The organism is Bacillus sp. lyk4-R2A-2, assembly GCF_030209735.1.
Classification (GTDB): domain Bacteria; phylum Bacillota; class Bacilli; order Bacillales; family Bacillaceae; genus Bacillus; species Bacillus pumilus.
Genome location: NZ_JARVRK010000004.1, coordinates 1 through 24273, shown reverse-complemented (window position 1 = coordinate 24273; position 24273 = coordinate 1). Strand labels below are relative to the sequence as shown.

Genomic DNA, 24273 nt, shown 5'->3' with positions numbered 1-24273 from the left:
ATCATCATTAAGATGAAATTTTGACAGAAGCATTCATACCAGGAAGTACTTTGTCTGATGGATTTTTAATTGAAATTTTCACTGCTACTTTTTGTGTGACTTTTGTATAGTTACCACTTGAATTTGTTGCTGGCAGCATGCTGAATGTTGAGTTTGTCGCATAACCAATTTGTTCAACTGTTCCTTCAAATGTTGTATCAGGATCACCATCTACGACGATGTCAACTTTGTCGCCTTTTTCAATGTTTTTAATATCTGTTTCTTTGATATTCGCTGTGATGTAAAGCTTGCTTAAATCAATCGTTTCACCAAGAACTGTACCAGGCTGCACTTGTTGATTGTTTTGTACTTCTTTTTTGACTAATGTGCCATCAGCCACTGATTTAATGTTTGTTTTTGTTTCTCCTTCAACTTTTGCAACTGTGCTGTCTTTTTGCACTTCGTCACCTTCATTGATATCCCAGCCTTTGATTTGTCCAGCTGCTGGTGCTGTGATTTGATACATGTCACCTGTCACTTTCGCCTCGTCAGTTTTGACAAAATTTGTGCTTTCGTAGTAGTAATAAGCACCTCCGGCAATAATGGCAAGAATTACAATAAGGCCAATAATGTTCGTTAGCAATAAACGCCCTCTGTTCATGTTTTGTTTCTCCTTTCATGTATAAAAATATAGTGTCATCTGCTTTAGCAAACTTAGAATGCCCATCATCTGACAGAATATGAAGCAAGCTCATAAAACTGTTATATCTCCTTCATCTTCCCCGCATGAATAATGGTGTGCAGCCCATTTATACTTATTGTTCACTCATGAGCAAAGAGTAGAAAAAGAAGAAAAGACGATCGGCATCTTTTTTGAAAAACTTATATTTAACAAGATTAAATATTAATAAATGAAAATTGAAATGTCAAAGAGAAAGTTTTACTTTTTTTCTGGTGATCCCTTCCTTCTCCATACAAAAAACCCTTCAGCCCTTATGCTGAAAGGTTTTTTCAAATGTGCTATTTACGAAAGAACTTCTTCCTGCTGAAAAAATTTTTTTAGGGCGAGAAAAACATCTGATTTTTGCTTCAAAATATAATGCTTAAATTTCTCATCCTGTATATGCTTATATGCTGACATTAATGTAGAATGCCGGTTGTATTGATTCACTTCACCATAACAGAATAAATTGGCTTTTTTCATAATTTCAGAAACTAGCTTTACGCACCGTGCATTGTCTGAGGTCAGATTGTCTCCATCAGAAAAATGAAAAGGATAAATATTATATCGTGATGGCGGATAACGTTCGTCTATGAGCTCTAGTGCTTTTCGATAGACAGAGGAGCAAATCGTCCCCCCGCTCTCGCCGCGCGAGAAGAAATGCTCTTCATCTACAACCTTCGCCTCTGTATGATGGGCAATAAATTCAATATCGACCGTCTCATACTTTGTCCGTAAGAAACGTGTCATCCAAAAGAAAAAACTTCTCGCCATATATTTTTCCCAAAGTCCCATACTTCCGCTCGTATCCATCATTGCCAAAACGACGGCTTTCGACTCTGGTTTGGTCACTTCATTCCACGTCTTATATTTGATATCCTCTGGGTAGATTGGATAAAAGGAAGGACTGCCTGTCATTGCATTTCGTTTAAATGCTGAGAGCATCGTTCGTTTTTTATGAATATTCCCTGTTAACCCGGTTTTGCGAATATCGTTAAACTCAATTTGCTCGACAATAATGTCGTCAAGCTCCTTTTGTTTAAGGTTTGGTAGCTCTAATTCCCGAAACAGCGCTTCCTCAAGATCCATTAATGAGACCTCTGCTTCGTAATAATCCTCTCCAGCCTGATCTCCTGCGCTCTGCCCCTTTCCTTGCCCTTGCTTACTGTCTGATCCATCACGTGCGACAATATCGCCTACCTCGCTATCTCCATCACCTTGACCCACATGCTTATTTTTATCGTAGTTGTACCGAATTTTATATTCATCTAACGAACGAATTGGAATTTTCACAACATCTTTTCCGTTAGACATGATAATGCTTTCTTCTGTGACAAGATCCGGCAAATTGTTTTTAATCGCTTCTTTGACCTTTTTCTGATGACGCTGCTGGTCGTCATAGCCTTTTCGATGGAGGGACCAGTCTTCCTGAGATACAATAAACTGACTTTTTTCTTGCCGGGACATCCATCCCCCTCCTCACCTGTTTGCACAATTCTTCTAACCACCGATTCCTTTATCTTATGCTGCTCGTCACCCAAGTTGACGGTCATTTCTAAAAAAGACATTACCGGTGCAGGTGCGCCAATAATGCCTCCTTCATTTATTAACGATTAAGAAGACTGCCTACATATTTTAAAAGTTCATTTGCACTTGTTGAATTATAGCCATGTTCATCAATTAATCTAGCCACTACTTCATTCACTTTCTTCAGCTGCTGTTCATCCGGTGTCTTCGTTGATGTCGTGATTTTCACCACATCTTTTAAATCAGCAAACAGCTTCTTCTGAATCGCCTCACGCAATCTCTCATGGGAATTATAATCAAAGCGTTTGCCCTTTCTCGCATAAGCCGAAATACGAATCAGAATTTCTTCTCTAAATGCCTTTTTCGCATTTTCAGAAATTCCGATCTGCTCTTCAATTGAACGCATAAGCTTTTCATCAGGATTCATTTCTTCACCGGTTAACGGATCACGCAGCTTGTTTTTGTTGCAATAGGCCTCGACATTATCTAAGTAATTATCCATCAGTGTTTTCGCAGACTCCTCATAGGAATACACAAATGCCTTTTGTACTTCCTTCTTGGCAATATCGTCGTACTCTTTTCGCGCAACAGAAATAAAATTCAAATAGCGCTCCCGGTCCTCGCTTGAGATAGACGGATGCTGATCGAGTCCTTCTTTTAACGAACGAAGAACATCCAGCGCATTGATCGACTCCATATTCTTCCGGATAATAGTGGAGGAAATGCGGTTAATCACATATCGCGGATCAATTCCGCTCATCCCTTCATCATGAAATTCCTTTTTCATCTCATCAATATCAGCAGATTGGAAGCCTTCGACACTTTCTCCGTCATACAGACGCATTTTTTTCACCAAATCAATATCAGAACGCTTCGGCTCTTTGAGTCTTGTCAAAATGGAGAACATCGCTGCTACTTTCAGCGTATGCGGGGCAATATGCACATCAGAAACATCACTTTCTGAAATCATTTTATGATAAATGCGTTCCTCCTCTGTCACCTTCAAGTTATAAGGAATCGGCATCACAATAATTCTTGAATGCAAGGCCTCGTTCTTTTTATTTGAAATAAACGACCGGTACTCGGTTCCATTCGTATGAGCAACGATCAATTCATCTGCACTAATCAAGGCAAAACGGCCTGCTTTAAAATTTCCTTCCTGCGTTAATGACAGAAGATGCCATAGAAACTTCTCATCACACTTTAACATCTCCTGAAACTCCATCATCCCTCGGTTGGCTTTATTGAGTTCTCCATCAAAGCGGTAGGCCCTTGGATCTGACTCTGAGCCAAATTCAGCAATGGTTGAAAAATCGATGCTTCCTGTTAAATCAGCAATGTCCTGAGATTTCGGATCAGACGGACTAAAGGTACCAATACCGGTCCGTTTATCCTCTGAGAAGAAGATCCGTTCAACCCTTACATCCTCAATTCGTCCGCCATATTCCTCTTCCAGCCTCATCATATTCAGAGGGGACAAATTCCCCTGCACACGAATGCCATATTCTCTATAGAAATCCTCCCGCAGATTTTGCGGAATAAGATGAAGCGGATCTTCATGCATCGGGCAGCCTTTGATCGCATAGACTGCGCCATGATCTGTCAGTGAATATTCCTCTAGTCCTCTTTTCAGCCTAGTAACAAGCGTAGATTTCCCCCCGCTCACTGGTCCCATCAATAACAAAATACGCTTCCTCACATCGAGGCGCTTGGCGGCAGGGTGAAAGTATTCCTCCACTAATCTTTCCAATGATTCCTCTAATCCAAAAAGCTCCTGATCAAAAAATTTGTACGTTCTGACCCCATTCTCCTCTTCAATCCCGCTGTCTTTAATCATATGATAAACGCGAGAATGAGCAGATTGAGCGACAAGTGGATTTTCCTTTATAATGTCTAAATACTCGCCAAATGTGCCTTCCCATTTAAGACGCTGCTCTTCTTCTCTGTGCTGTTCGATTTTCTTTAAAATATCCATATGAACCTCCTCTTTCAAGATTGAAGCAAGTAATCAGATACTGTTTTACAATCTATGCGGAGGCGTCCTATTACATGCTTTCGTTCTTCAAAATGACGAATTGGCAAACTGAATTGACAACCATCCGCAAGACCCTTCATAATAAAGGAAAAACAGGAGAAAAATGATCTTCTTCTCCTGCTTTTCAAGGCGAACTTCACATCATATGAAACAGGCAGCGATAGAAACAAAGGGATAAGGGGGAGCTTATATGAGAACGGTCATTATGATGGGCGTCATCATTACGTTTTTAGTATCCATTTTCACAGCTGGCTACGAAGGCAAGCCTGGTAAATGAAAAAAAGGATGTTCCATGAGCGGAACATCCTTTTTTCATTTAGTTCGTTGTTTTTAGCACTTGCATATTCACTGTGCTTCGATTTTTTCAATATGTCAAAAAATAGACTGAACAAATCATATTTTGTTCCTTATCTCATATAAAAAAAGCCGAGATTGGTATCCCAGCTTTCTTCTTGACCTTATATCAGATCTCGATATTGCTGCTGTCGAAGTGCCTCATACACAAGAATCGCTGCCGTATTCGATAGATTCAGAGAACGAACATGTTCTGTCATCGGTAAACGAAGACAGCGGTCCATATTCCGCTCGATCAAATCTTTCGGCAATCCACTTGTCTCTCTGCCAAAAACGAAGAAGTAATCTTCATCTAACTGAGAGTAATCAAATGTCGTATGCGGCTTTTGGCCAAATTTTGTGATATAGAAGAATTGTCCCTTCGGATGAGCCTCAAACAATTCATCAAGCGAGTCATGATAGACGACATTGGCATATTTCCAATAATCGAGTCCTGCACGCTTCAGCATTTTATCATCTGTCGAAAAACCAAGCGGACGAATCAGATGAAGGGTTGTATTTGTTGCTGCACATGTACGCGCAATATTTCCAGTATTAGCTGGAATCTCTGGTTGATATAAAACGACATGAAGTCCCAAAAAAGTTCACCTCTAATTTTCTTTTCCGCTCAACATTATACCATTAACTATCCTTCGCGGCATCGTCCAAAATGTGAAAAAACGTATAACGAATAGCTGGTGTATAGGCGGTCGAATCCTCATACGACCAATAACGCATTCGGCTGTCATATGTCTGAGCATTCACAAGAGGCATTCCGCCTTTATCGTGATCGACGACAATGGTTGTATGATTATACCTGCCATCTCCCTCAAAATCGTAGCAAATGACATCACCAATTTGAAGCTCCTGCGCTTCCTTGAGTTTCTTTGCTCTTAAACCCGCTTTCGAATTCGCTAAATAATTTTTCATCGAATGAGCCACCGTCCAGCTATAGCTCCACGTGTGCGGCCGCACCCACCAGCCAGATCCGCGGTTCGGATACCCTCTCGTTGGCGCATTCCCTGCCTTCAAGCATTGTGAAATAAAATTTGTGCAGTTATCTTCGAAGTTTTTATAGGCGGGATTTCGTTTATTCCAGTACGTCTCCGCATATTGTACGGCTGCCCGCCGGTCATAGTGAAAGGCTCTCCCAAACTGTTCTTCGGTCTGAAAGCGCTCATCCACCTGCTCTTCCATTTGCCGCTTTTCTAACATTATCCGATCTTTCACAAGCATGTCGTTGTAAAGGAACGCTTCTCTTTTTTCTACTTGTTCCTCTAAATAAAAAGAATCGTCTACATCCTTGCATACATAAGTGAGATGAGCAAGATACTGCACATGCTGAGCCCCATCATCCTGAATCGTTGAATCTAGGAGTGTTGCTTTCGCCTTCGCCTTGACAATCTCCACCTGTCTTCTAGCAAAAAGCTCTTTTTTCCGTTCGACTGCTTCCACATCAGACATGAGCTGCGGCTGTTTGATTGCACTTCCATTTAATAAATAACCAAGCCTGTCTTCTAATGTTTGCTCTAATAATTGTTTCACACAGACACCACCAAACTTTTTTTAAAATCTCTGTTTGGTTCATTCTATGTTCACAGAGATGTTATTTAGTATTTAAAGGTGTCTGTAAAAACTCAATCCCTTTGACAATTTCTTGTTTCGCTTCCTCATCACTTTCCCGCTCAAGGGCTTTTTCCAGCTCTGGGAGTAGCTGCTCGTCGCCAATTTTCCCAATTGCCCAAGCAGCCGTGCCTCGAATAACAGGCCTTGGATCCTTGTGCATCAAATCAATCAACACGGGTAAGGCAGATGTATCTTTAAAGTGAGCAAGTGCCAAAATCGCATTTCGCTGAATTGGCTTTTTCCCCCGCCATGAACCTGAAACATGACCGTATTTTTCCTTAAACTCACGATTACTGATCGTAAGAAGCGGCTTTAAGAGCGGCTTCGCAATTTCAGGGTCCGGCTCCATTTCAGGATGCAGGTGAAAGTCCTTCCCTTTATTGATCGGGCAGACAATTTGGCACGTATCACACCCATATAAACGATTTCCTATTTTCGAACGAAACTCGTCAGGCAAAAATCCTTTCGTTTGCGTTAAAAAGGAAATACATCGCTGGGAATTCAGCTGTCCTGGATTTACAAGTGCACCAGTTGGACACGAATCAACACATTTATTACACGTTCCGCACTGGTCTTCAATTTTTTCATCCGGTTCAAATGGGACATTTGTGATCATTTCAGCCAAATACACGTAAGACCCAAACTCTGGCGTGATAATCATACAGTTCTTCGCACTAAAACCTATGCCAGCACGTTCCGCTACTGCACGATCGGACAGCTCCCCTGTATCCACCATTGATTTTGTTCGTATATCGACATGTTTGCTTCGCAAGAATTCCTCGAGCATATCGAGCTTTTTTTTCAGCACAACATGATAGTCTGTTCCCCAAGAAGCACGGCAAAAGATCCCTCTTCTTGCATCCTTTGTACTTCGAGGAGCATCTTTCATTTTGGAAGGATACGCGAGCGCTATCGCAACAATTGATTTGGCCTTCGGAAGCAGCAAAGAAGGGTTTGTTCGTTTTTCGATATCAGGCTCTTCAAAGCCTGACAAATACCCTAACGATTCATGTAAGATGAGGCGATCTTTTAATGAATCAAATGTATCAGCACTTGCAAATCGGATTTTATCGACACCAATTTCTTTCGCATATTGAATCAATTCTTCTTTTAATTCTCCAACATGAATCACCTTGCAAACCTCCTTTCTTTGTTTCTTCTATTGTTTTCAGTATAATACGAGTGTATCATGACCGATTGGAGTGAGTCACTGTGAAGATACATATGGAAATTTCTCATCCTGACAACCCGTCTATCCATGTTGGACAGATTGAATATTCGCATATTGAAGTTGGCACATCCCCTCAAATGTTAAAAGGCCGGCTCCGCCTGTTTCAAGAATCTTTATTCTTTGAATACGAAGATAAAGTCTTAGAAGAAGTACCAGCAATCAAAGAATGGACGGACCTTTTAAAAGACGTTCCTTTCCTGCCAATTCTTGCTGATATCCAAAAGGAACAATTTATTGACTCGACCAATTCCGTACAGGATTTGTCGATCTTTTTCTCTTTAAAATATTTCTTGCCTATCCTGACATTCGATGCTGATCGCATAGAAGAGCCGCTTTCACTAGCAAAACATGAGAGTGGTTACATTAAATGGCAGGACAACGCAGGACTTAAGGGATTATTTTCTCAACCAAGTAAAGCACACATTTCTCAAGACACAAAAAACATTGTGCAAATCATTCTGTTTCCGCCATCTATTTCCCGGGAAAAGAGTGAAGCTCTCATCCAATCCTTGACGAAGATGTTTGTACAAATACATGGTGGAGAAAGTAAATATGAATTTATTGAAAAAGCACTGTAGCTTGACAGTGCTTTTTCACATTATACTGACATAATAAAAAACGCAACACTTCGTTTATCTAAGAAACGAAATACTGCGTTATTAACAAAAATTATGTATTGGAGCGGGTGATGAGAATCGAACTCACGACATCAGCTTGGAAGGCTGAGGTTTTACCACTAAACTACACCCGCATCAATTTATAAAAAGCAACGTCATCGCGTTGACCTTTATTATGTTACAACTTTCTTAACAATTCGTCAAGAGAATATGAAGATTTTTCGTCAAAAAATTTCATATTCTCCGTATATATTACGATAGTTATTTATCGAGCTGCAAATACACCAAATAAGCCTGCTTCACACCTTTTAATTCTTCTTTTAGATTCTTTTCAGAATCTGTTAAACCAGAAAACTCATAGTTCATTCCAGTTGTGATGGTAGTAGAAATTAATTTTTTCTCTCCAGGAGACATATGAAAAAGATTTGCCTCTGTTATCGTTGTGTTTCCTCCCACGTCCTGTTTAAAATCCACGCTAGTTGCGAGCTTCGTTTGTTCGCTCTGCTTTTTATCTTTCCACAAGCTATACGTTACATTTAGCAGATCATCTTTTTTCTCTTCTAGCTGATAGATAAATTTCACACTGTTATCGACACCATTTTGATGAAGTTTCATGGTGATTTTTTTTGTATCTTCTTTCAATAATTGTCCATCCTTGTAATGCATACCCATTAAGGAAACACTTTTAACACTTTCTTTTAGTCCCTTCACTGTCATCGCTTCAAATGATTCATCTGATAATGATTTCAGAAGATTTTTTTCATTTTTTGTTAGTTTCATAGGTTCGACAGTTATTTCATCTTGAGTTGCTGTTTCCTTATTTTTGTCTGTTGCAGGTTTTTCTGATACCGTCTTCTCTGTCGTCAATGTTTCTGCAGCCTTCTCGCCGCATCCTGCTAATAGAAAAACAGTGGATATAAGAACACTCCATTTTTTTAACATTGAGATCCCCTTTGATGTTTTTTATTTTCTATTATACTAAAATTTGGTTAGACATACAAAAAAAGATTAGGAGAATTCTCCTAACCTTTCGCTTTTTTCTGCTTCATGGCTGATAAGATAGCCACAATGAGAAAACTCACGGCAAAAATCACAATCATATAAATAAAAAAGTTTGGCTTGATTTGAAAAGTAAATGCGGATGAACCTTCCATCTCAAAAGCGAGACTGTTAAATAATAAAGCATCATTCGTTTTTGATTGAAATAAATGATAGAATAATATGCCGATTGTCAGCATCGGAAAGCCTAAAAACCCCAGAAAACCACCAACAATAGCACCTTGTTTCATCGCCTGTACGTTCATGATCGTTGTCCTCCCATTCCCCCAAGCAATAGCTGCTTCATAATGGATTTACCATCCCCCATAAATGGAAGAAGATAGAGTAATTGAATAAAATACGTGATTGAAAAAATAAAGAAACCTGTTGAAATTGGATTTTCTTTTAGACATAATACGGTCACAATGATCCCTGCTGCTCCGATCACACCTGGGACAAGCGGCCCAAGCAGGGTAATCCATACCTGCTTTTTCTGAAACGGATCTAATACCGGTCTCACAAATTTCACAGACATCATATCACTTGCAAAAAAACCTTGTGGACCATCCCGTCCCGCAAATTTCCGATGCGTATAGCCGTGTGCTGCCTCATGTAAGGCCGTTCCCGTAATTAATCCAAAATAAATAATTGTAAAATAAATCGCAATGGCTGCAATCGACCGGTCAGGAATGAATAAAAAAGCGATTCCTGCCATGACCATAAATAGCATCCAGAAAAAGATGATTTTACGCGTCACCATGAGTAATGCTGTCCCAAAAATATGAAGGAACGAGTGACCAGTGCAATCAAATCGTTCCTTCATTTTCACTTGATACTGCTTGAAAAATTGACAGCAGGCTGTCACAATCCGATATGGTGATTGATAATGAATAGACAGTAAGTGGTGCTGATTCAACCCCATTATCAGTTGATAAAAGTCACGAGAAATCACAGACTCATCGACCTGAAACAAATCGGCGAGCTCTGCGGTAATACTCGCTTCTGTCCTTTTACCATCTACTTTCGTTAACATATGATAGGCACTTTCATTAATCGGGAGTGTGCTTCCATACTGCGTATCCGTGAGATGCCTCTTTTGTAAGGTCACATACGGCGCAAGTGCCGGTACCCGCTCAATCTTTAGCTTATTGTTAAGAAGTTGAATCATGTGAATACCTCCATGAAAAACCTTTGTATATGGCAAAGATGAGCAGACCTTCAAATGCAGCTACAAGCAGCCACTGAAGCGTTTGACTCGACTCCCCTATGACATAGTTTCCAATAAAAACAATCGGAATCATGAGTAAAATAAGTGCTCCAAATGAAAAAATGCCTGTGTAAGGATTGTTCCGATCAAGCGGAAGTAAAATACCTACCACATAAAAGAGCGCAGTGGCATTGCATAAGACAGCGGCCCCAATCAATACGTTCCAAACATGATCAGGAAGCGTCAGCGTTGTCAGCATGAAGATTGCAATTTGCAGTACACCAACAAGCAAAAGCCCGATAAACTTATACAGAGCCACTTCCCACGATCTTAGACCAAATGTTTTGTACATCCCCAGCATTCGTTTATCATTGCCAAATGAATTGAAGGCGGTTAATCCAGCAAGAGCACAGAGAACAAAAAATGCTTCTTCTTCAAAACGGAATCCAAATTGATAACGGACGAATAAGATCACAATGAGGAGAATGAGAAAGTTTAAAATGTTTTCTTCATTTCGCACCTGTGATTTCATTTCCTTTACAATAAGTGACCATTTTTTTGAAGAAGAGAACGGCAGTTTGTTTAAGAAGGTTAACGCTTTTTTCTCTGCCATAATCGGCATCATCGCAAGGGAAAGAAATGCACCGCTCGCCGATAAAAGGATAAACAGAATCAAAATTGCATAGTTTACCCCTTCAGGAGACATTCCTTGAGCCGCTAAGAAAAACGGTGCTGTAAAATACATCAAATGATAATCAAACTGTATATATGATTGCTGAATTTGACTGATATCAAAATGCGTCATTCCATACGCTACAACCAGTGCTAATAAAACAAAGATCGCTGCAAATTTTTGCAACGGTAATTTTAATTTCAGAATGACCAAATACGTCATATTATAAATGAGTTGCAAAAGCATTAAGACAAAAAGCGATTGCAAAATCACCATCAAAAAGAACGTAAAGATAAAGAAAATACCTATTCCCTGGGCAATAAAATTAGGTAAAAGCAGAATACCGATAAAAAATAAAACAAGTCCTGCCACCACTGTCACCATCGGAATAAAGTAACCAAGGCTTTTCTGAAAGGTAGAAAGCGGGAACCAGCTGAGCTGCATAGAAAAACGGTCTTGCTCTGGCGTTCTGACCTTGATCAAAATGAATAACAGGCTAGTAAAGATGGATGCATTGATCGCCATTGACACAACGAGTAATCCTAGTGAGCTCTCATCGCCATTTAAGAAAGCCTTCATAAAGACACCCGTAAAACTGTATCCGATGATGGCGCCCATTGTGACGGCAAATAAAAAGAATAAGATCACAATGATCCGCTTCGTCTGAGTATCAAAGAGCTTATACATCTCCTGCTGCCACATTTTAAGCATCATTCTAGAAATGATTAATGATTTCATCAAAATGTGCACCCCTATCACTTAACATTGAAGCTTTCAGAAACACCTGTTCCAATGTGCTTGATTGATACTTCTCTTTTAAGGCTGAGACCGTTCCTTCATCCATTTTATTTCCCTTAGAAATAATGGCGATTTTGTGGCACAGCTCTTCCGCTGAAAGCATATCATGCGTTGAAAGCAAGATCGCACCATGGTGCTCGGCATAACGCTTCATCAGTTTCTTTGTGTTTATAACCGCTTCAATATCAAGTCCTCTAAAGGGCTCATCCATGATCACCAATTGACTATCAAGCATAAAGGCGGCAATCAGCTGTGTCTTTTTTTTCATACCATGTGAATAGGTTTCAATCGGTCTTGATAAAGCCGAGTCCATATCAAACAGTTCAATCAGTTGATTTCTTCTATGAATTGTTTTACATTCATACATAGAAGAAACAAAATCTAAATATTCAGCCCCAGTCAATGCTTCAGGGAGCAGCAGATCATCTGGAACATAGGCTACTTGTTTTTTAAAGGATGGTTCGTCATTTGTGACATCCTGCAACAGAATCGTTCCTTCTGTATGCTTAATGATGCCGAGTATACAGTTAATCATCGTTGTTTTACCAGAACCATTCGGTCCAGCAACAGCAACGATTTGATGAGGGTCGATTTTTAAATGAAAATCATTGACAGCAGTCACGTTATTTTTATACGTCTTGGTTAATTTCTCGATCGTAAACATATAACCTCCAAGTGTCTGCATATTCTTTAAAAACAGATCAGGCTAAACCGCCCGCCACAGACGGTTTAGCCTTGGTGTCATTTCATAGAAGTAAAAAGATGAATCCTAAGTATAGCTACTTACATTCAATTTGGACTTTTAAGCCACTTTCCCACTGAACGGCTCCTGTAAAGCTACCCTTGCCGTTTGCTAAACACCAAACTGCTGCTCCTAGAACAACTGTTGCTCCCAATCCAAGAAGGACAGCAACAAATACTAAGAACCAAGCTTGGTCCATAATAGCAGGTTCCATAGTGGAATAGTCAACTTGCGGCGCTGCATAAGTCATACTTTTCACCTCCCAGCTTATGATGATCGTATCATAGGCTCTACTCTCCAAACATCAACAGAAGATCCCATTTTTGACCGAACATACTTTCGGATAAAATGTGACTTTTTATTCAATTCTTCACTTTTAAGTGCAAGACCCCTATCTTATTAGCTAGATTTTTTCACTCCTTAAGAACCACAAAACCCATATAATGGCAATTAAACCATCTTTTTTCTTCTTTTTTTGAAATAGTCCATTTTTATCAATCCCTTTATATATTCTTTCTTTTTTGTGAAATAGCAAGAATTCCCCCGATATATCAGATAAAAAGGTCCTAATTATATGTCGTTAACACACCATTTATGAAATATTTACTGATAATTCCGATAAAAGAGTGAGTCTATTTCCCTTCTTCTCTTGTCACTTAAAATATGTATATACAAGAAAGCCCATTGGGAAAAAAGCCCTTTCTTTTCTTGAGTAACATCCAACATATGATTCGCTTCTTTTTATGAAAAAACAAATTACAGCATAGACATTCCCATGATTTCACTAGTTGGCAATGATTGATTGCTTTCAAAAAAACTGATCCGTACTCTCTAATGAAACAATCCCTCTTTTCATCCAGCGTATCCACACCCTTCCTCATTGAAATTAAAAAAGCCCATCAAATTTATTTATTATTTTTTCAGATTTATCTAAAAAATGATTGACCAAGCTCGAAACAAGATTTATAGTCTTATTAAATATTTCTTATCAAAGTAGTTGGTTTTATCTAACAAAAGGAGGATACACACATGTCAGAAGAACGTCCATTCCGTTTAGAAACAAAAGCCATTCACGCAGGTCAGGAGCTTGATTCAGCAACCTATTCAAGAGCCGTGCCTATTTACCAAACAAGCTCTTTCGGTTTTAGAGATAGTGAGCATGCGGCGAATTTATTCGGACTGCAGGAACCCGGAAATATTTATTCTCGCATTATGAACCCCACAAATGACGTCTTTGAAAAACGGATCGCCGAGCTTGAGGGTGGCATTGGTGCACTTGCTGTCTCTTCTGGACAAGCAGCGACCACTTATTCTATTTTAAATATTGCAGGAGCTGGTGACGAAATTGTATCCTCAAGCAGCCTTTATGGAGGCACCTACAATCTGTTTGCTCATACGCTTAAAAAGCTCGGCATTACAGTGAAATTTGTCGATTCATCCAACCTTGAAGAACTCGAAGCAGCGATTACAGACAAAACGAAGGCAGTGTATGCAGAGAGTATTGGGAATCCTAAAGGCGACATTCTACATATTGAAGCCATCTCAGCCATTGCACACAAGCACCACATTCCGCTTATTGTGGACAATACGCTCGCAAGCCCCTATTTATTAAGACCGATTGAGTTTGGCGCAGACATTGTCGTCCATTCCGCTACAAAATTCATTGGCGGTCATGGTACATCAATTGGCGGTGTCATTGTCGATAGCGGCAAGTTTCCTTGGGCTGACAGTGATAAGTTCAAAGGGCTGACTGAACCAGATCCAAGTTATCACGGCCTGACGTATACCGAAGCAATTGGAGAAGCGGCTTATATCACAAAAGCACGTGTGCAGCTCTTACGGGATTTAGGAGCAGCCTTGTCACCTTTCAACTCATTTTTACTTCTGCAAGGCCTAGAAACTTTGCATCTGCGTCTCGAGCGACATAGTGAAAATGCGTTAAAAACAGCGCAATTCTTACAAGATCACCCTCTTGTAGATTGGGTAAGCTACCCAGGTCTTGAAAGCCATGAATCTTATGAGCTTGCTCAAACCTATTTACCAAAAGGACAAGGCGCCATTCTCACATTCGGTATTAAAGGTGGACGAGAAGCAGGTAAAAAGCTTATTGATTCAGTTAAACTTTTCTCACATCTCGCAAATGTGGGCGATTCTAAATCATTGATCATTCATCCTGCCAGCACAACGCATCAGCAATTAAGTGAAGCAGAACAAAAAGCGACAGGCGTCACACCTGAGCTCATTCGTTTATCTGTTGGAACAGAAGCGATTGAAGACATTATTGCAGATCTTGAACAGGCGATCAAAAAAAGCCAGGCTGAATGAAATAGAAAAAGCACACCTCTGTGTGCTTTTTTATGTTTCATTCATTATTGAGTAGTCGAACGTCTTGGAAAGGATAGAACACAAATGATGTCGTTCCTTGAATATCACTCTTTGTAAAAAGACCTAAGCCATTACGACTGTCCATTGAGTTTTGACGGTTGTCACCCATGACAAAATACTTGCCTTTTGGAACGGTAAGTGGACCAAAATCAGGTGTCAGCAAGATGCCATCTGCGGCTGCTTTCTTTTTGTTTGACGCTAAGTAAGGCTCTGCCACCTTTTGACCATTGACATACAGCTGGTCATTTTTCATTTCAATTTTATCACCAGGTAAACCAATCAACCGTTTAACATAATGAGTACTGCGGTCTTCCCCATCAAGAACAATGATCTGTCCCCGCTTATAATCACCGAAATAATCAACCGTCTTATTCACAAAAACCCGCTCTGTATTATGCAATGTTGGATCCATAGAGGTCCCTTTTACAATATACGGTGCGAATAAAAAGTTGCGAATGATAAAAACGGCAATGAATGCGATTAAGATCGCTTTGAGCCAGCCCCATACTTCTGATTTCTTTTTTTGTGTTTTTGTATTTGTTGTCATAAGCTCCTCCTGAAATCCCCTAGGACGAAATGAGTTCCGCTAGCTGCACGCCAGCATCACGCTTGTATCACCCTAAATATAAACATAATTTGCCAACAAATCAAGCGATGAGAGAGAAAAAGGCAAGCACCCTTCTGTGCTTGCCCAAAACTCAGTTACTTAGTAGAAGAATCCTCTTCTTTTTCTTTTGATTTACCATAGAAATAATCAGATGGATTCACTGGTTTAAAATCAGACAGCTTATGGAATCGAAGAAGATCCCTATAAAGCACTTTATCTGAAAGGCTTAACTGATTATCGACACGGGCTTTAATCGCCTCTGTCTTTTTATTTTGTTTCACAACTTTACCTGTTTTTGTATCATAGACAGTGTTATCTACAAGTGTATATTTTGGTGTCACATAGTTTCCGTTACGGAATGCAACAGTTTGATCATGTTTCTTAGAGAATAGATCTGTTCCAAAATTCACATACTCATTTGAATCAATACCTTGTAAGTGAAGAAGCGTAGGCATCACGTCTACTTCACCACCATACGTATGGTTCACGCCGCCCTGTTTGCCAGGAATACGAATCATGAGTGGTACACGCTGGTTTTGAGCATTTTGATAAGGTGTAATTTCTTTCCCTTGAATTTCGCTCATTGCACGGTTATGGTTTTCAGAAATACCGTTGTGATCACCATATAATAAAATGACAGAGTCTTTATACATACCTGATTTTTTCAAGTCTTTAAAGAATTGCTCTAATGACTCATCTAGATACCTTGCTGTTTGGAAGTAGTTATCTACTGTTTTGTCACCAGTTGTTGCCTTAGCAATCGTCGCATCTTTTTCATCTAAATTAAATGGATAGTGATTAGTCAATGTCATTAAATGTGCATAAAATGGCTTTTTCATTGATTCTAGCATCGGGATTGATTCTTTGAAGAATGGTTTATCCTTCAGACCCATATTCACAAGATTTTCTTCATCCATGTTGTAATGTGAAGCATCGAAGAATTGATCATAACCCATATGTTTATAAATCGTGTCACGGTTCCAGAAAGATTTATAGTCGCCATGAAGCACTGCGCTCGTATAGCCTGCTTTTTGATCTAGGATAGCAGGGAGTGATTGGTAAGTATTTTCACCTTTTGTCACAAACGCTGCTCCCTCTGGCAAGCCGAACATACTATTATCCATCATCAGTTCAGCATCAGCTGTCTTTCCTTGACCTGTCTGATGGAAGAAGTTATCAAAATACGTAAAGTCCTCTTTCCCATGAGCCAGCTTGTTTAAAAACGGTGTCACTTCTTCTCCATTTAGTTTGTAGTCAATTAAGAAAGACTGGAAGCTTTCTAAATGGATTTTAATGATGTTTTTCCCTTTTGCTTTACCGAAATACTCTGCGTTTGGCTTCGCATAGTGAGAAGCTGTATAGTTTACAACATCCGTTAAATCTTCACTGCTCGCGTTTGCTACCTGTGTTGCATTTTGTGCTGATTGTACTCCGTCATAAATCGTATAATTATAAACACCTAAATATTTGACAACATACTTATGATCAAATGTTCTTGTTAATAATTCTGGACGGTCCTTTTCAGCTAAATGAAGGTTTACAAAGAACAGTCCTACACCTGCAGCCACAATCAACAGTGCAAATGTCTTTTTCATTTGGAATTTCTTCACTTCTGGTCTCCAGATCACAATCGAAATCAAGATAATGATATCAAGGAAATATAAAAGGTCATGCGGCTTAATACTAGATAACACACCGCCAGTCATGCCTCCTCCAAGATTGCCTGCTTGCTTCATTGTGGAGAAAGTCAAAAAGTCATCAAAGAAACGGTAGTACGCTACATTCGCATATAAAAGTGCGGTCATAATAAAGTCAATCACAATTAATACTATGGCAGATTTACGACCCTTCAAAAAGAGAGCCAGTCCCAAAAACACAATGGCTGAACTAAATGGATTTAATAAGAGAAGACCCTCTTGAAAAGAACCTTTCACTCCTAAATTAAAGTCCATTTTGTAGGCTGCATACGATTTCGCCCAAAATAAAAGGACAGCCAATACAAAAAAGCTATATTTGTTCGCAAATATTTTTTTCATAAAACCTCTTCTTTCTTATTATCGTTCTGATATAAATGAAATCATAAAAAATTTACATTGATTTTGCAAATGTAAATCTTCTTCACCAAGCATTCCCGATGCTCTGTTTCCGCCGGATATGTGTGCTCCGTTAATATAACGTATGAGAAGCATCATAGGTTTCAAAAAAATACGAGTAAATAAAAGGAAAAATATCCATTTACATTTCATTTACACACACTTTGCAATTCAATAGATGAAGAAGGGTTTGTAAATCACTCAGTACTACTTTACTTTTTTCATCTATTCGTGTCAAAGTAATTATAAAGAAAAGGAAGAATCACCTAGGCTTTTCGACTCATTTACCCAAATATATACAAAATTCGATACATAACATATTCGTATTTATTGTGACTCAACCTCCAATCATCCATGTATTTTCTCTCCTTCTGACAATCTAAAAAAGTTTTAAGCAAAAAAAGCTTGATTTCTCCTCCTGATGTGCGGTGTGATAAAGATATAGTTTTTCAACAAATCAGGCTGGAGGACATCACATGAAACATAACAAACAAATTAACGCATTTAAAAAACGATTTTCAGAAGAAATAGATCACATCATTGCTGTCACAGGACCTTCAGGAGTAGGTGCAGGAAAAGCCGGACAGGAAGCTCTTTGGACCGCTTCTATTCCACTGATTGCATGGAAAGATAAAGACCTCATCACAACAGAAAACATAAGACTCTGCTGGTTAACAGATGAAGAGGGATTAAGGGAAAAGCAGGCACAATTACATAAAGAATCAATCGTGACACTTCAGGTCCGAAAAGGTGAAGGTGAGTTCATGCTTGTATCACTCATCGATACAGATACACAGGATGAAGAGCTGCAAGAGATACTAGAAGAAGCCCAAAAACCTGTCTTTTATCATGATGACCTGCTGGGCACCTTTGAATTAGTGAAAGGACTAGACTTATTTGAAACAACGATCCAGTGGAGTAATCAAGAATGCCTGCTCTACTTCAACCTCGAAGAAGATGAAAAAGTAAACGACTCTCTTCGAACCGCTAGACAACTCATGAAAGAGGAGACCACATGGGATGCTTCTATTAAATCATTTGCAGCAAATCAGCTGCTTGAATTAGCTAAAGACTGGCAGGAGCAAGATGACTCCGCTGAAACACAAGAAGAGCTTACGCTGGATCACTTTATAAGCCGCATCTCACTTGAAAGTCTGCATGCTTACCCAGATGGAGAGTTTGAAGTCTACTGTCATGACGGTGATTTATTTTGGGGACATGTCATCATTGTCTCAGGCAATATCAATGGCACGTTTCAAGATGCCCACATTGCAGGCTAAAGATTGGCGGGATAAATAATGGAGATCAAGGCTTTTCATGAATTAAAGCAAATTGGAAAAACACCCGTCGTGGCTAAGATTGGCGGCTTTCGTCCTGATCCAGCAGCACACAGCTGGTTTGCCGGTCATTTCTTCATCCACCCCGATCAAGGCTGGCCCATAGATCAAGATGGCGTCATGATTCCGATCTTACAAATTTATTTACCTGAAGTGCCAGGAGGATTGAACGAATTCAATGAATGTAAAATGATTCAAATCTTTCTCAACCAGAAAGCACTTCCGATGGATATTACCAAAAACGGCGAGGGCTGGAAGCTCATTGAATATGCAGATATGGAAGGATTAGAAGTAGTTGAAACTCCTGAAGAAGTGAGAGGACTCAAACCCTTTCAAATCCAATGGAAGGAAAGTGAGCAAGAAGACTACCCTTGCTGGGAAGAAGCGTGGTCATACGTCGATTTATCAGAAGTAAATGAAAGTGATGAAGCGACAGAACACTTCTTTGATCAATACACCAATTATTCGTTCACAAAAATCGGTGGATATGGGGCGTATATTCAATCCACACCCCATCAACAACAAGGCGAATTCATGCTGCAAATCGCCTCAGAAGAAAAAACTCGGTTCATGATTGGTGATAATGGCACGATGTATTTCTATTACGACAAAGACACAAAAGAATGGTTTATGCATTGGGATTGTTTTTAAAGTTTTATTGAATGAAACCTTTCCTCCTTCTAAGCGTAGGAAATAATATGGAAGGAGGAACCAACATGGGATTCATTTTCGATATCTTTTCACTTGCTGTATATATCCCTTTTCTACAGGTAGATGAAGAGGATATCTCTAGAAACGCAGCCCATCTCAAAAAACATAGCTGGTTTCATGAGTTATTAAATGATCCAGCTTACAGGCATCTTATCATTTATCATCCAGATGTCCGCCAAGTCATTGGCAGATGTAACACAGATAAACTTCATCAGAAGCGATACAACTTAAAATGCGAACGTAAAGTGCTGAAAGCATTACGTCGTGCCAAGTAAATGGACAAAAGGGCCTTGCTTTCCTATGGCTCTTTTCATCGTTCTCTAAGAAAACATTTGACGCCTGGACAACTCTCCCCGTATATTATGTATAAATCCATCTTTTTCATAGAAAAGGGGGCTTTACATGCGCTTGTTTAAGTACTGGAGAAAAAAGCAGCCTAAACAACAGATCATCTCAGAAATGAAAGAAGACAGCATCCCAATCAACTTCTCCACACTTCCCTTTGGTACAGACACAGTAGATGATTTTTTGTTCAACTTAGACCTCACCTCGAAGCTCACAGATCCCTATAAAGAAACAGATCCGAACAAATGAACCTATCCTCATCCAATCCTGGATGATTTTTTTATACTCGATGAAAGGTGTGTCACATGAAAACATATTATATCGTCAGACACTGCCAAGCAACTGAACAATCCGAGGATGCGTATTTAACGCCACAAGGCATCGCACAATCTCATGCACTAGCACAGTTCTTTTCCGGCATTCACCTCAATAAGATCATCTCAAGTCCCTATAAGCGAGCGATCCAAACCATTGAGCCTCTTGCTCATGCAAAACAACTCGAGGTACAAATTGATCAGCGTCTCTCTGAACGTGTGTTAAGCAGCAAACCAATGGACGATTGGTATGAGAAACTAAAGCTCAGTTTTACGGACTTGCATATGACCTGTGAAGGCGGAGAATCGAGCCAAGAAGCGATGAATCGTATTGTAGAGGCACTCTATGAACAAATAAAATTAGGAAAAAATCATACTCTATTCGTCACACATGGCAATCTTATGAGCCTGCTTCTTAAACATGCCGATCCCACGATTGGATTCAAAGAGTGGGAGAAGCTAAGTAATCCAGATGTCTATGTCCTGAAATATTTCAAACCAGATCATATAGAAATAGAGCGTATATGGCATAAATAAACGGCAGAATGAATTCTGCCGTTTCCTCATCTATTGTTAATAATAAAAAGCCTCTACCCACTCATACGGCTTCTTACGCTCCGCACACCATTTCATGAATCCTCTTGTCTCCGTTTGCTGAAATTTCTTCCAGTCCGATAAAAGCTGATCATAATAGGCTGCTTGTTTTTCAACATTGGTACGAATCCTTTTATCTTCGATCAGCATCATGACATCTTCAATGCCTTGAATTCGCTCTTGATCTTTCTCATAGGTGCTTAAATAAAGATCTTCATGTATATGATGAAACGAATACCACAAAGCCGATAAATAGGTTTCGCAAATTTGTACAATGACACGCTGCTCCTTGCTACCTCCAAGCTCTAGTGCCTTCAATAAATAGGGCAGCCCTTCTCCCTGATGCACAAACAAGCCCTGCCAGCGATACTGTCTCACATCCATAGGATCAACCTTCTCCCACTCTTGCATAACAGGCTGAATCACCCCAATGATCAATGGATACACAAGCAAATGATGACCATCCTCAAACCGTTCAATCTTTTCAAACAGCCAAGCAACAAATGAACGCCGTGCTGCAAATTCGCTCTCCTTCATTTCTTCAACAAAAAACCGAAGAACCTTTAACGCATCTTTACGCAGACCCTGTTCTTTCTTCACACAGTACTGTCTAAAAAGCGGAAAATCATGGGATCCCTCGTCTTCAATGATGGTCTGTAATATCGTCTTCATTTGCAAGTTAACAACTCCACCTTTTTACATTCTTTCTATTTCTCATTTATCTTTGAATCGTAAATCTGATTCCTTAACACTGATTCACCCATTCTAAATAACGCCTTTGAATCACTTTTTTGATTTTATCGTAGTTCTCCCAACTATCTTTAACATAATATACGCCTTCAGCTTCTGGAAATGTCTCCTCCTTATTTAAGCGTGATAAGAGTGGTATAAACACCTAATTGGTCTTTGACTTTTAGAAGGCCCTTGGTATCCTCAAATCCATTCTTTTCGGTGTTCATGAATGAATTGAATGTCTTTTTGATAATGTTCAAGGTGCCCCTCATGAATCATTTTTTGAAAAGCTATATCACCTTCACTCGCTTTTCGTTTCATGTACTGACATAACCCTTTTAAACGCAACAGCACCATATCCACATAATCTTCTGCTATTTCCTCACCATAAGCTTCAAAAAACAGTTTCACTCTATGCTTTATCTGGTCTGCATGCTCTGATGAATGGTAGTTCACGATCTCTCCTGTTTCTGTGCGAAAAAACCTACTGAGAGGTACACAAGTATACAGAGTATATGCGATATCCCACAGCCTTGGACCAGGAGCAGCTACATCAAAATCAATGATTCCTACTGGTTTTTCATTATTGAAAATGATATTGTACATAGCAAAATCATTATGGCACACAACCTCTATGTTGTTAGGCGTATTGTCCATTCGTTCCCAATCGTCTGAAATGGGAAAATCACGAACAGCATCATGATACAGTCTAAGCATTCTCGCTATTTCTTTTAAGGCATGGTGAGAGCACATGTATTCTTTTAAGGGATCATGACCGGCTACGCCTTCAATGAAGGACAATATCTCTCTACCTTTTTCATCAACCCCTAAAAACTTTGGAGCATGGGAGAAATTCTTTTTTTCTAAATGCTTTAGCAGCTTTTGGATATTGATATTGTCTGACTTTACTTCTCGACGAACCGTATCTCCAGAACGATATACGTTCGAGACATTGCCACCTGTCAATAACTCTTCATGATCATTTTGTTTTTTCATAAATTCTCCCCTCAAATTGGGTCACAATGATGATGTTAGCTAAAGATGTGTATGTACCCACAAATATTCATTTAGTTACACAAAAGTATTTCACTGTTTTATGTGAATGCGCTACCCCATTTTGTTTCCTTACATGGTTAAATGTATCTTATCAAATGTTGCAAATCATCTAAAGATTATTCTGCTAAAAGAAGTACATGCTCATTATTTTCTAATAGGTTTCTATTTTTATCTAAATAACTCATTTAAACCACAAAAAAACGTTTCACCACAAGGATGAAACGTTAGGTTGACGGTAAAAACCGATCATGAAATTATTAATAGATACCGGTGGCCGGGGTCGAACCGGCACTCCGTGAGGAACACGATTTTGAGTCGTGCGCGTCTGCCAATTCCGCCACACCGGCATGATTATTAAAGAGCGCAACTTATAATAAAAACATGGTGCCGAGGGCCGGACTTGAACCGGCACGGTAGTCACCTACCGCAGGATTTTAAGTCCTGTGTGTCTGCCAATTCCACCACCCCGGCAGTCTTTTCAAAAAGGCGACACCCGGATTTGAACCGGGGATAAAGGTTTTGCAGACCTCTGCCTTACCACTTGGCTATGCCGCCATTATTGGAGCGGAAGACGGGATTCGAACCCGCGACCCCCACCTTGGCAAGGTGGTGTTCTACCACTGAACTACTTCCGCACATTAACTGGGCTAGCTGGATTCGAACCAACGCATGACGGAGTCAAAGTCCGTTGCCTTACCGCTTGGCTATAGCCCAATAATAAAATGGGGCGATTGATGGGAATCGAACCCACGAGTGCCAGAGCCACAATCTGGTGCGTTAACCACTTCGCCACAACCGCCATAGATGTTATGAATCATATTAAGAAAATTGGCAGGGGCAGTAGGAATCGAACCCACACCGGAGGTTTTGGAGACCTCTGTTCTACCTTTAAACTATGCCCCTATGAAAATAAAAATGGTGGAGGGGGGCGGATTCGAACCGCCGAACCCGGAGGGAGCGGATTTACAGTCCGCCGCGTTTAGCCACTTCGCTACCCCTCCACATTTGAAAAACAGTGCCGGCAAGAGGACTTGAACCCCCAACCTACTGATTACAAGTCAGTTGCTCTACCAATTGAGCTACACCGGCAAATAGTGGTGGCTCGGGACGGAATCGAACCGCCGACACACGGATTTTCAGTCCGTTGCTCTACCAACTGAGCTACCGAGCCAAGTATTCATTTTAAAAATGGCGGTCCGGACGGGACTCGAACCCGCGACCTCCTGCGTGACAGGCAGGCATTCTAACCAACTGAACTACCGGACCATTTTGGTTGCACTCAATGAGCACTCCCCATTGGTGTATAAAATAATTTGGTTGCGGGGGCAGGATTTGAACCTGCGACCTTCGGGTTATGAGCCCGACGAGCTACCGAACTGCTCCACCCCGCGATGATATAAAAGATATGGTGGAGGATGACGGGCTCGAACCGCCGACCCTCTGCTTGTAAGGCAGATGCTCTCCCAGCTGAGCTAATCCTCCGAATAAAAAACACTGGTGTATATTCTATAAAATGGTGACCCGTACGGGATTCGAACCCGTGTTACCGCCGTGAAAGGGCGGTGTCTTAAC

23 protein-coding genes and 14 tRNA genes are annotated in these 24273 nt (G+C 40.1%); 7 read left to right on the top strand and 30 right to left on the bottom strand.

All coding sequences use genetic code 11. The annotated features are described in order from the left end of the window. Window positions 1-7: 7 nt before the first annotated feature. From QRN39_RS02875 to queG, 6 genes are all read right to left on the bottom strand, one after another. Entirely contained in the window at window positions 8-640 is a 633-nt protein-coding gene (locus QRN39_RS02875; RefSeq protein ID WP_003211200.1) for a biotin/lipoyl-containing protein, read from the bottom strand. A 363-nt stretch (window positions 641-1003) separates the two neighbouring features. Then, complete coding sequence (gene yhbH / locus QRN39_RS02870; protein ID WP_003211440.1) at window positions 1004-2167, bottom strand: sporulation protein YhbH; 1164 nt, start codon at window positions 2165-2167, stop codon at window positions 1004-1006. 139 nt (window positions 2168-2306) lie between these two features. After that, a complete protein-coding gene (locus QRN39_RS02865; protein ID WP_284906181.1) occupies window positions 2307-4202 on the bottom strand; it encodes a PrkA family serine protein kinase in 1896 nt (631 codons plus the stop codon). A 518-nt stretch (window positions 4203-4720) separates the two neighbouring features. Next, a complete protein-coding gene (trmL, locus tag QRN39_RS02860; protein ID WP_003211950.1) occupies window positions 4721-5194 on the bottom strand; it encodes a tRNA (uridine(34)/cytosine(34)/5-carboxymethylaminomethyluridine(34)-2'-O)-methyltransferase TrmL in 474 nt (157 codons plus the stop codon). A 43-nt stretch (window positions 5195-5237) separates the two neighbouring features. Beyond that, a complete protein-coding gene (locus QRN39_RS02855) occupies window positions 5238-6140 on the bottom strand; it encodes an amidase domain-containing protein (RefSeq protein ID WP_137054864.1) in 903 nt (300 codons plus the stop codon). A 61-nt stretch (window positions 6141-6201) separates the two neighbouring features. Next, window positions 6202-7350: a tRNA epoxyqueuosine(34) reductase QueG gene (queG, locus tag QRN39_RS02850; RefSeq protein ID WP_106029965.1), complete on the bottom strand. Its 1149-nt coding sequence runs from the start codon at window positions 7348-7350 to the stop codon at window positions 6202-6204. 83 nt (window positions 7351-7433) lie between these two features. Here queG and QRN39_RS02845 point away from each other — a divergent pair, with 83 nt between their 5' ends. Continuing rightward, a complete protein-coding gene (locus QRN39_RS02845) occupies window positions 7434-8030 on the top strand; it encodes a hypothetical protein (protein WP_284906180.1) in 597 nt (198 codons plus the stop codon). A gap of 99 nt (window positions 8031-8129) precedes the next feature. Here QRN39_RS02845 and QRN39_RS02840 read toward each other — a convergent pair. The 7 genes from QRN39_RS02840 to QRN39_RS02810 all read right to left on the bottom strand — a co-directional run bounded on the left by QRN39_RS02840 (window position 8130) and on the right by QRN39_RS02810 (window position 12777). Beyond that, window positions 8130-8203, bottom strand: a tRNA-Gly gene (locus QRN39_RS02840). Between the two features lie 127 nt (window positions 8204-8330). Then, window positions 8331-9011, bottom strand: a complete 681-nt coding sequence (locus QRN39_RS02835) for a hypothetical protein (RefSeq protein ID WP_284906179.1) — start codon at window positions 9009-9011, stop codon at window positions 8331-8333. Window positions 9012-9091: 80 nt separating this feature from the next. Next, window positions 9092-9373 carry a hypothetical protein gene (locus tag QRN39_RS02830; RefSeq protein WP_284906178.1) on the bottom strand — a complete coding sequence of 94 codons (282 nt, stop codon included), beginning with the start codon at window positions 9371-9373 and terminating at the stop codon, window positions 9092-9094. Then, the gene (locus QRN39_RS02825; protein ID WP_137054865.1) at window positions 9370-10275 is read right to left on the bottom strand and encodes a PqqD family protein; all 906 of its coding nucleotides are present in this window, start codon (window positions 10273-10275) and stop codon (window positions 9370-9372) included. Before QRN39_RS02825 ends, QRN39_RS02830 begins: the two co-directional genes overlap by 4 nt. Then, window positions 10259-11725, bottom strand: coding sequence for a hypothetical protein (locus tag QRN39_RS02820; protein WP_284906177.1), 1467 nt, complete (start codon window positions 11723-11725; stop codon window positions 10259-10261). The genes QRN39_RS02825 and QRN39_RS02820 overlap by 17 nt, the downstream gene beginning before the upstream one ends. Then, on the bottom strand, window positions 11703-12449 hold the full coding sequence (locus tag QRN39_RS02815) for an ABC transporter ATP-binding protein (protein ID WP_050945447.1): 747 nt from the start codon (window positions 12447-12449) through the stop codon (window positions 11703-11705). Before QRN39_RS02815 ends, QRN39_RS02820 begins: the two co-directional genes overlap by 23 nt. A 115-nt stretch (window positions 12450-12564) precedes the next feature. After that, window positions 12565-12777 (bottom strand): hypothetical protein, encoded by a 213-nt coding sequence (locus tag QRN39_RS02810; protein WP_003211695.1) that lies wholly within the window; start codon window positions 12775-12777, stop codon window positions 12565-12567. Window positions 12778-13556: 779 nt separating this feature from the next. Here QRN39_RS02810 and QRN39_RS02805 point away from each other — a divergent pair. Beyond that, window positions 13557-14852 (top strand): homocysteine synthase, encoded by a 1296-nt coding sequence (locus QRN39_RS02805; RefSeq protein WP_003211883.1) that lies wholly within the window; start codon window positions 13557-13559, stop codon window positions 14850-14852. A gap of 37 nt (window positions 14853-14889) precedes the next feature. Here QRN39_RS02805 and lepB read toward each other — a convergent pair whose 3' ends face one another. Both lepB and ltaS read right to left on the bottom strand, forming a co-directional pair. Further along, window positions 14890-15459 (bottom strand): signal peptidase I, encoded by a 570-nt coding sequence (gene lepB / locus QRN39_RS02800; protein ID WP_003211638.1) that lies wholly within the window; start codon window positions 15457-15459, stop codon window positions 14890-14892. 155 nt (window positions 15460-15614) lie between these two features. Next, window positions 15615-17555: a lipoteichoic acid synthase gene (ltaS, locus tag QRN39_RS02795; protein ID WP_284906176.1), complete on the bottom strand. Its 1941-nt coding sequence runs from the start codon at window positions 17553-17555 to the stop codon at window positions 15615-15617. A gap of 533 nt (window positions 17556-18088) precedes the next feature. Here ltaS and QRN39_RS02790 point away from each other — a divergent pair. The 5 genes from QRN39_RS02790 to QRN39_RS02770 all read left to right on the top strand — a co-directional run bounded on the left by QRN39_RS02790 (window position 18089) and on the right by QRN39_RS02770 (window position 20856). Continuing rightward, a complete protein-coding gene (locus QRN39_RS02790; protein WP_284906175.1) occupies window positions 18089-18892 on the top strand; it encodes a DUF2262 domain-containing protein in 804 nt (267 codons plus the stop codon). 18 nt (window positions 18893-18910) lie between these two features. Beyond that, window positions 18911-19600: a DUF1963 domain-containing protein gene (locus QRN39_RS02785; protein WP_284906174.1), complete on the top strand. Its 690-nt coding sequence runs from the start codon at window positions 18911-18913 to the stop codon at window positions 19598-19600. Between the two features lie 65 nt (window positions 19601-19665). Next, a complete protein-coding gene (locus QRN39_RS02780) occupies window positions 19666-19935 on the top strand; it encodes a hypothetical protein (RefSeq protein ID WP_113386887.1) in 270 nt (89 codons plus the stop codon). A 127-nt stretch (window positions 19936-20062) separates the two neighbouring features. After that, window positions 20063-20254: a hypothetical protein gene (locus QRN39_RS02775; protein WP_003212265.1), complete on the top strand. Its 192-nt coding sequence runs from the start codon at window positions 20063-20065 to the stop codon at window positions 20252-20254. A 56-nt stretch (window positions 20255-20310) separates the two neighbouring features. Further along, the gene (locus QRN39_RS02770) at window positions 20311-20856 is read left to right on the top strand and encodes a histidine phosphatase family protein (protein ID WP_137054870.1); all 546 of its coding nucleotides are present in this window, start codon (window positions 20311-20313) and stop codon (window positions 20854-20856) included. 36 nt (window positions 20857-20892) lie between these two features. Here the strand turns inward: QRN39_RS02770 and QRN39_RS02765 are convergent, their stop codons facing one another. From QRN39_RS02765 to QRN39_RS02695, 15 genes are all read right to left on the bottom strand, one after another. Further along, window positions 20893-21591 (bottom strand): hypothetical protein, encoded by a 699-nt coding sequence (locus QRN39_RS02765; RefSeq protein ID WP_284906173.1) that lies wholly within the window; start codon window positions 21589-21591, stop codon window positions 20893-20895. Window positions 21592-21846: 255 nt separating this feature from the next. Further along, window positions 21847-22641: a phosphotransferase gene (locus QRN39_RS02760; protein ID WP_284906172.1), complete on the bottom strand. Its 795-nt coding sequence runs from the start codon at window positions 22639-22641 to the stop codon at window positions 21847-21849. A gap of 325 nt (window positions 22642-22966) precedes the next feature. Next, window positions 22967-23048 (bottom strand) — tRNA-Leu (locus tag QRN39_RS02755). Between the two features lie 35 nt (window positions 23049-23083). Then, window positions 23084-23172 (bottom strand) — tRNA-Leu (locus QRN39_RS02750). A gap of 13 nt (window positions 23173-23185) precedes the next feature. Continuing rightward, window positions 23186-23256: transfer RNA gene (locus QRN39_RS02745), tRNA-Cys, on the bottom strand. Between the two features lie 5 nt (window positions 23257-23261). Then, window positions 23262-23336: transfer RNA gene (locus QRN39_RS02740), tRNA-Gly, on the bottom strand. A gap of 7 nt (window positions 23337-23343) precedes the next feature. Continuing rightward, window positions 23344-23415: transfer RNA gene (locus tag QRN39_RS02735), tRNA-Gln, on the bottom strand. 9 nt (window positions 23416-23424) lie between these two features. Then, a tRNA-His gene (locus QRN39_RS02730) sits at window positions 23425-23500 on the bottom strand. A gap of 30 nt (window positions 23501-23530) precedes the next feature. After that, window positions 23531-23604: transfer RNA gene (locus tag QRN39_RS02725), tRNA-Trp, on the bottom strand. 13 nt (window positions 23605-23617) lie between these two features. Further along, window positions 23618-23702: transfer RNA gene (locus QRN39_RS02720), tRNA-Tyr, on the bottom strand. A gap of 15 nt (window positions 23703-23717) precedes the next feature. Then, window positions 23718-23790, bottom strand: a tRNA-Thr gene (locus QRN39_RS02715). 6 nt (window positions 23791-23796) lie between these two features. Further along, window positions 23797-23872, bottom strand: a tRNA-Phe gene (locus QRN39_RS02710). A gap of 18 nt (window positions 23873-23890) precedes the next feature. Beyond that, window positions 23891-23967, bottom strand: a tRNA-Asp gene (locus QRN39_RS02705). A gap of 48 nt (window positions 23968-24015) precedes the next feature. Next, window positions 24016-24092 (bottom strand) — tRNA-Met (locus QRN39_RS02700). 15 nt (window positions 24093-24107) lie between these two features. Continuing rightward, a tRNA-Val gene (locus QRN39_RS02695) sits at window positions 24108-24183 on the bottom strand. Window positions 24184-24273: the final 90 nt, after the last annotated feature.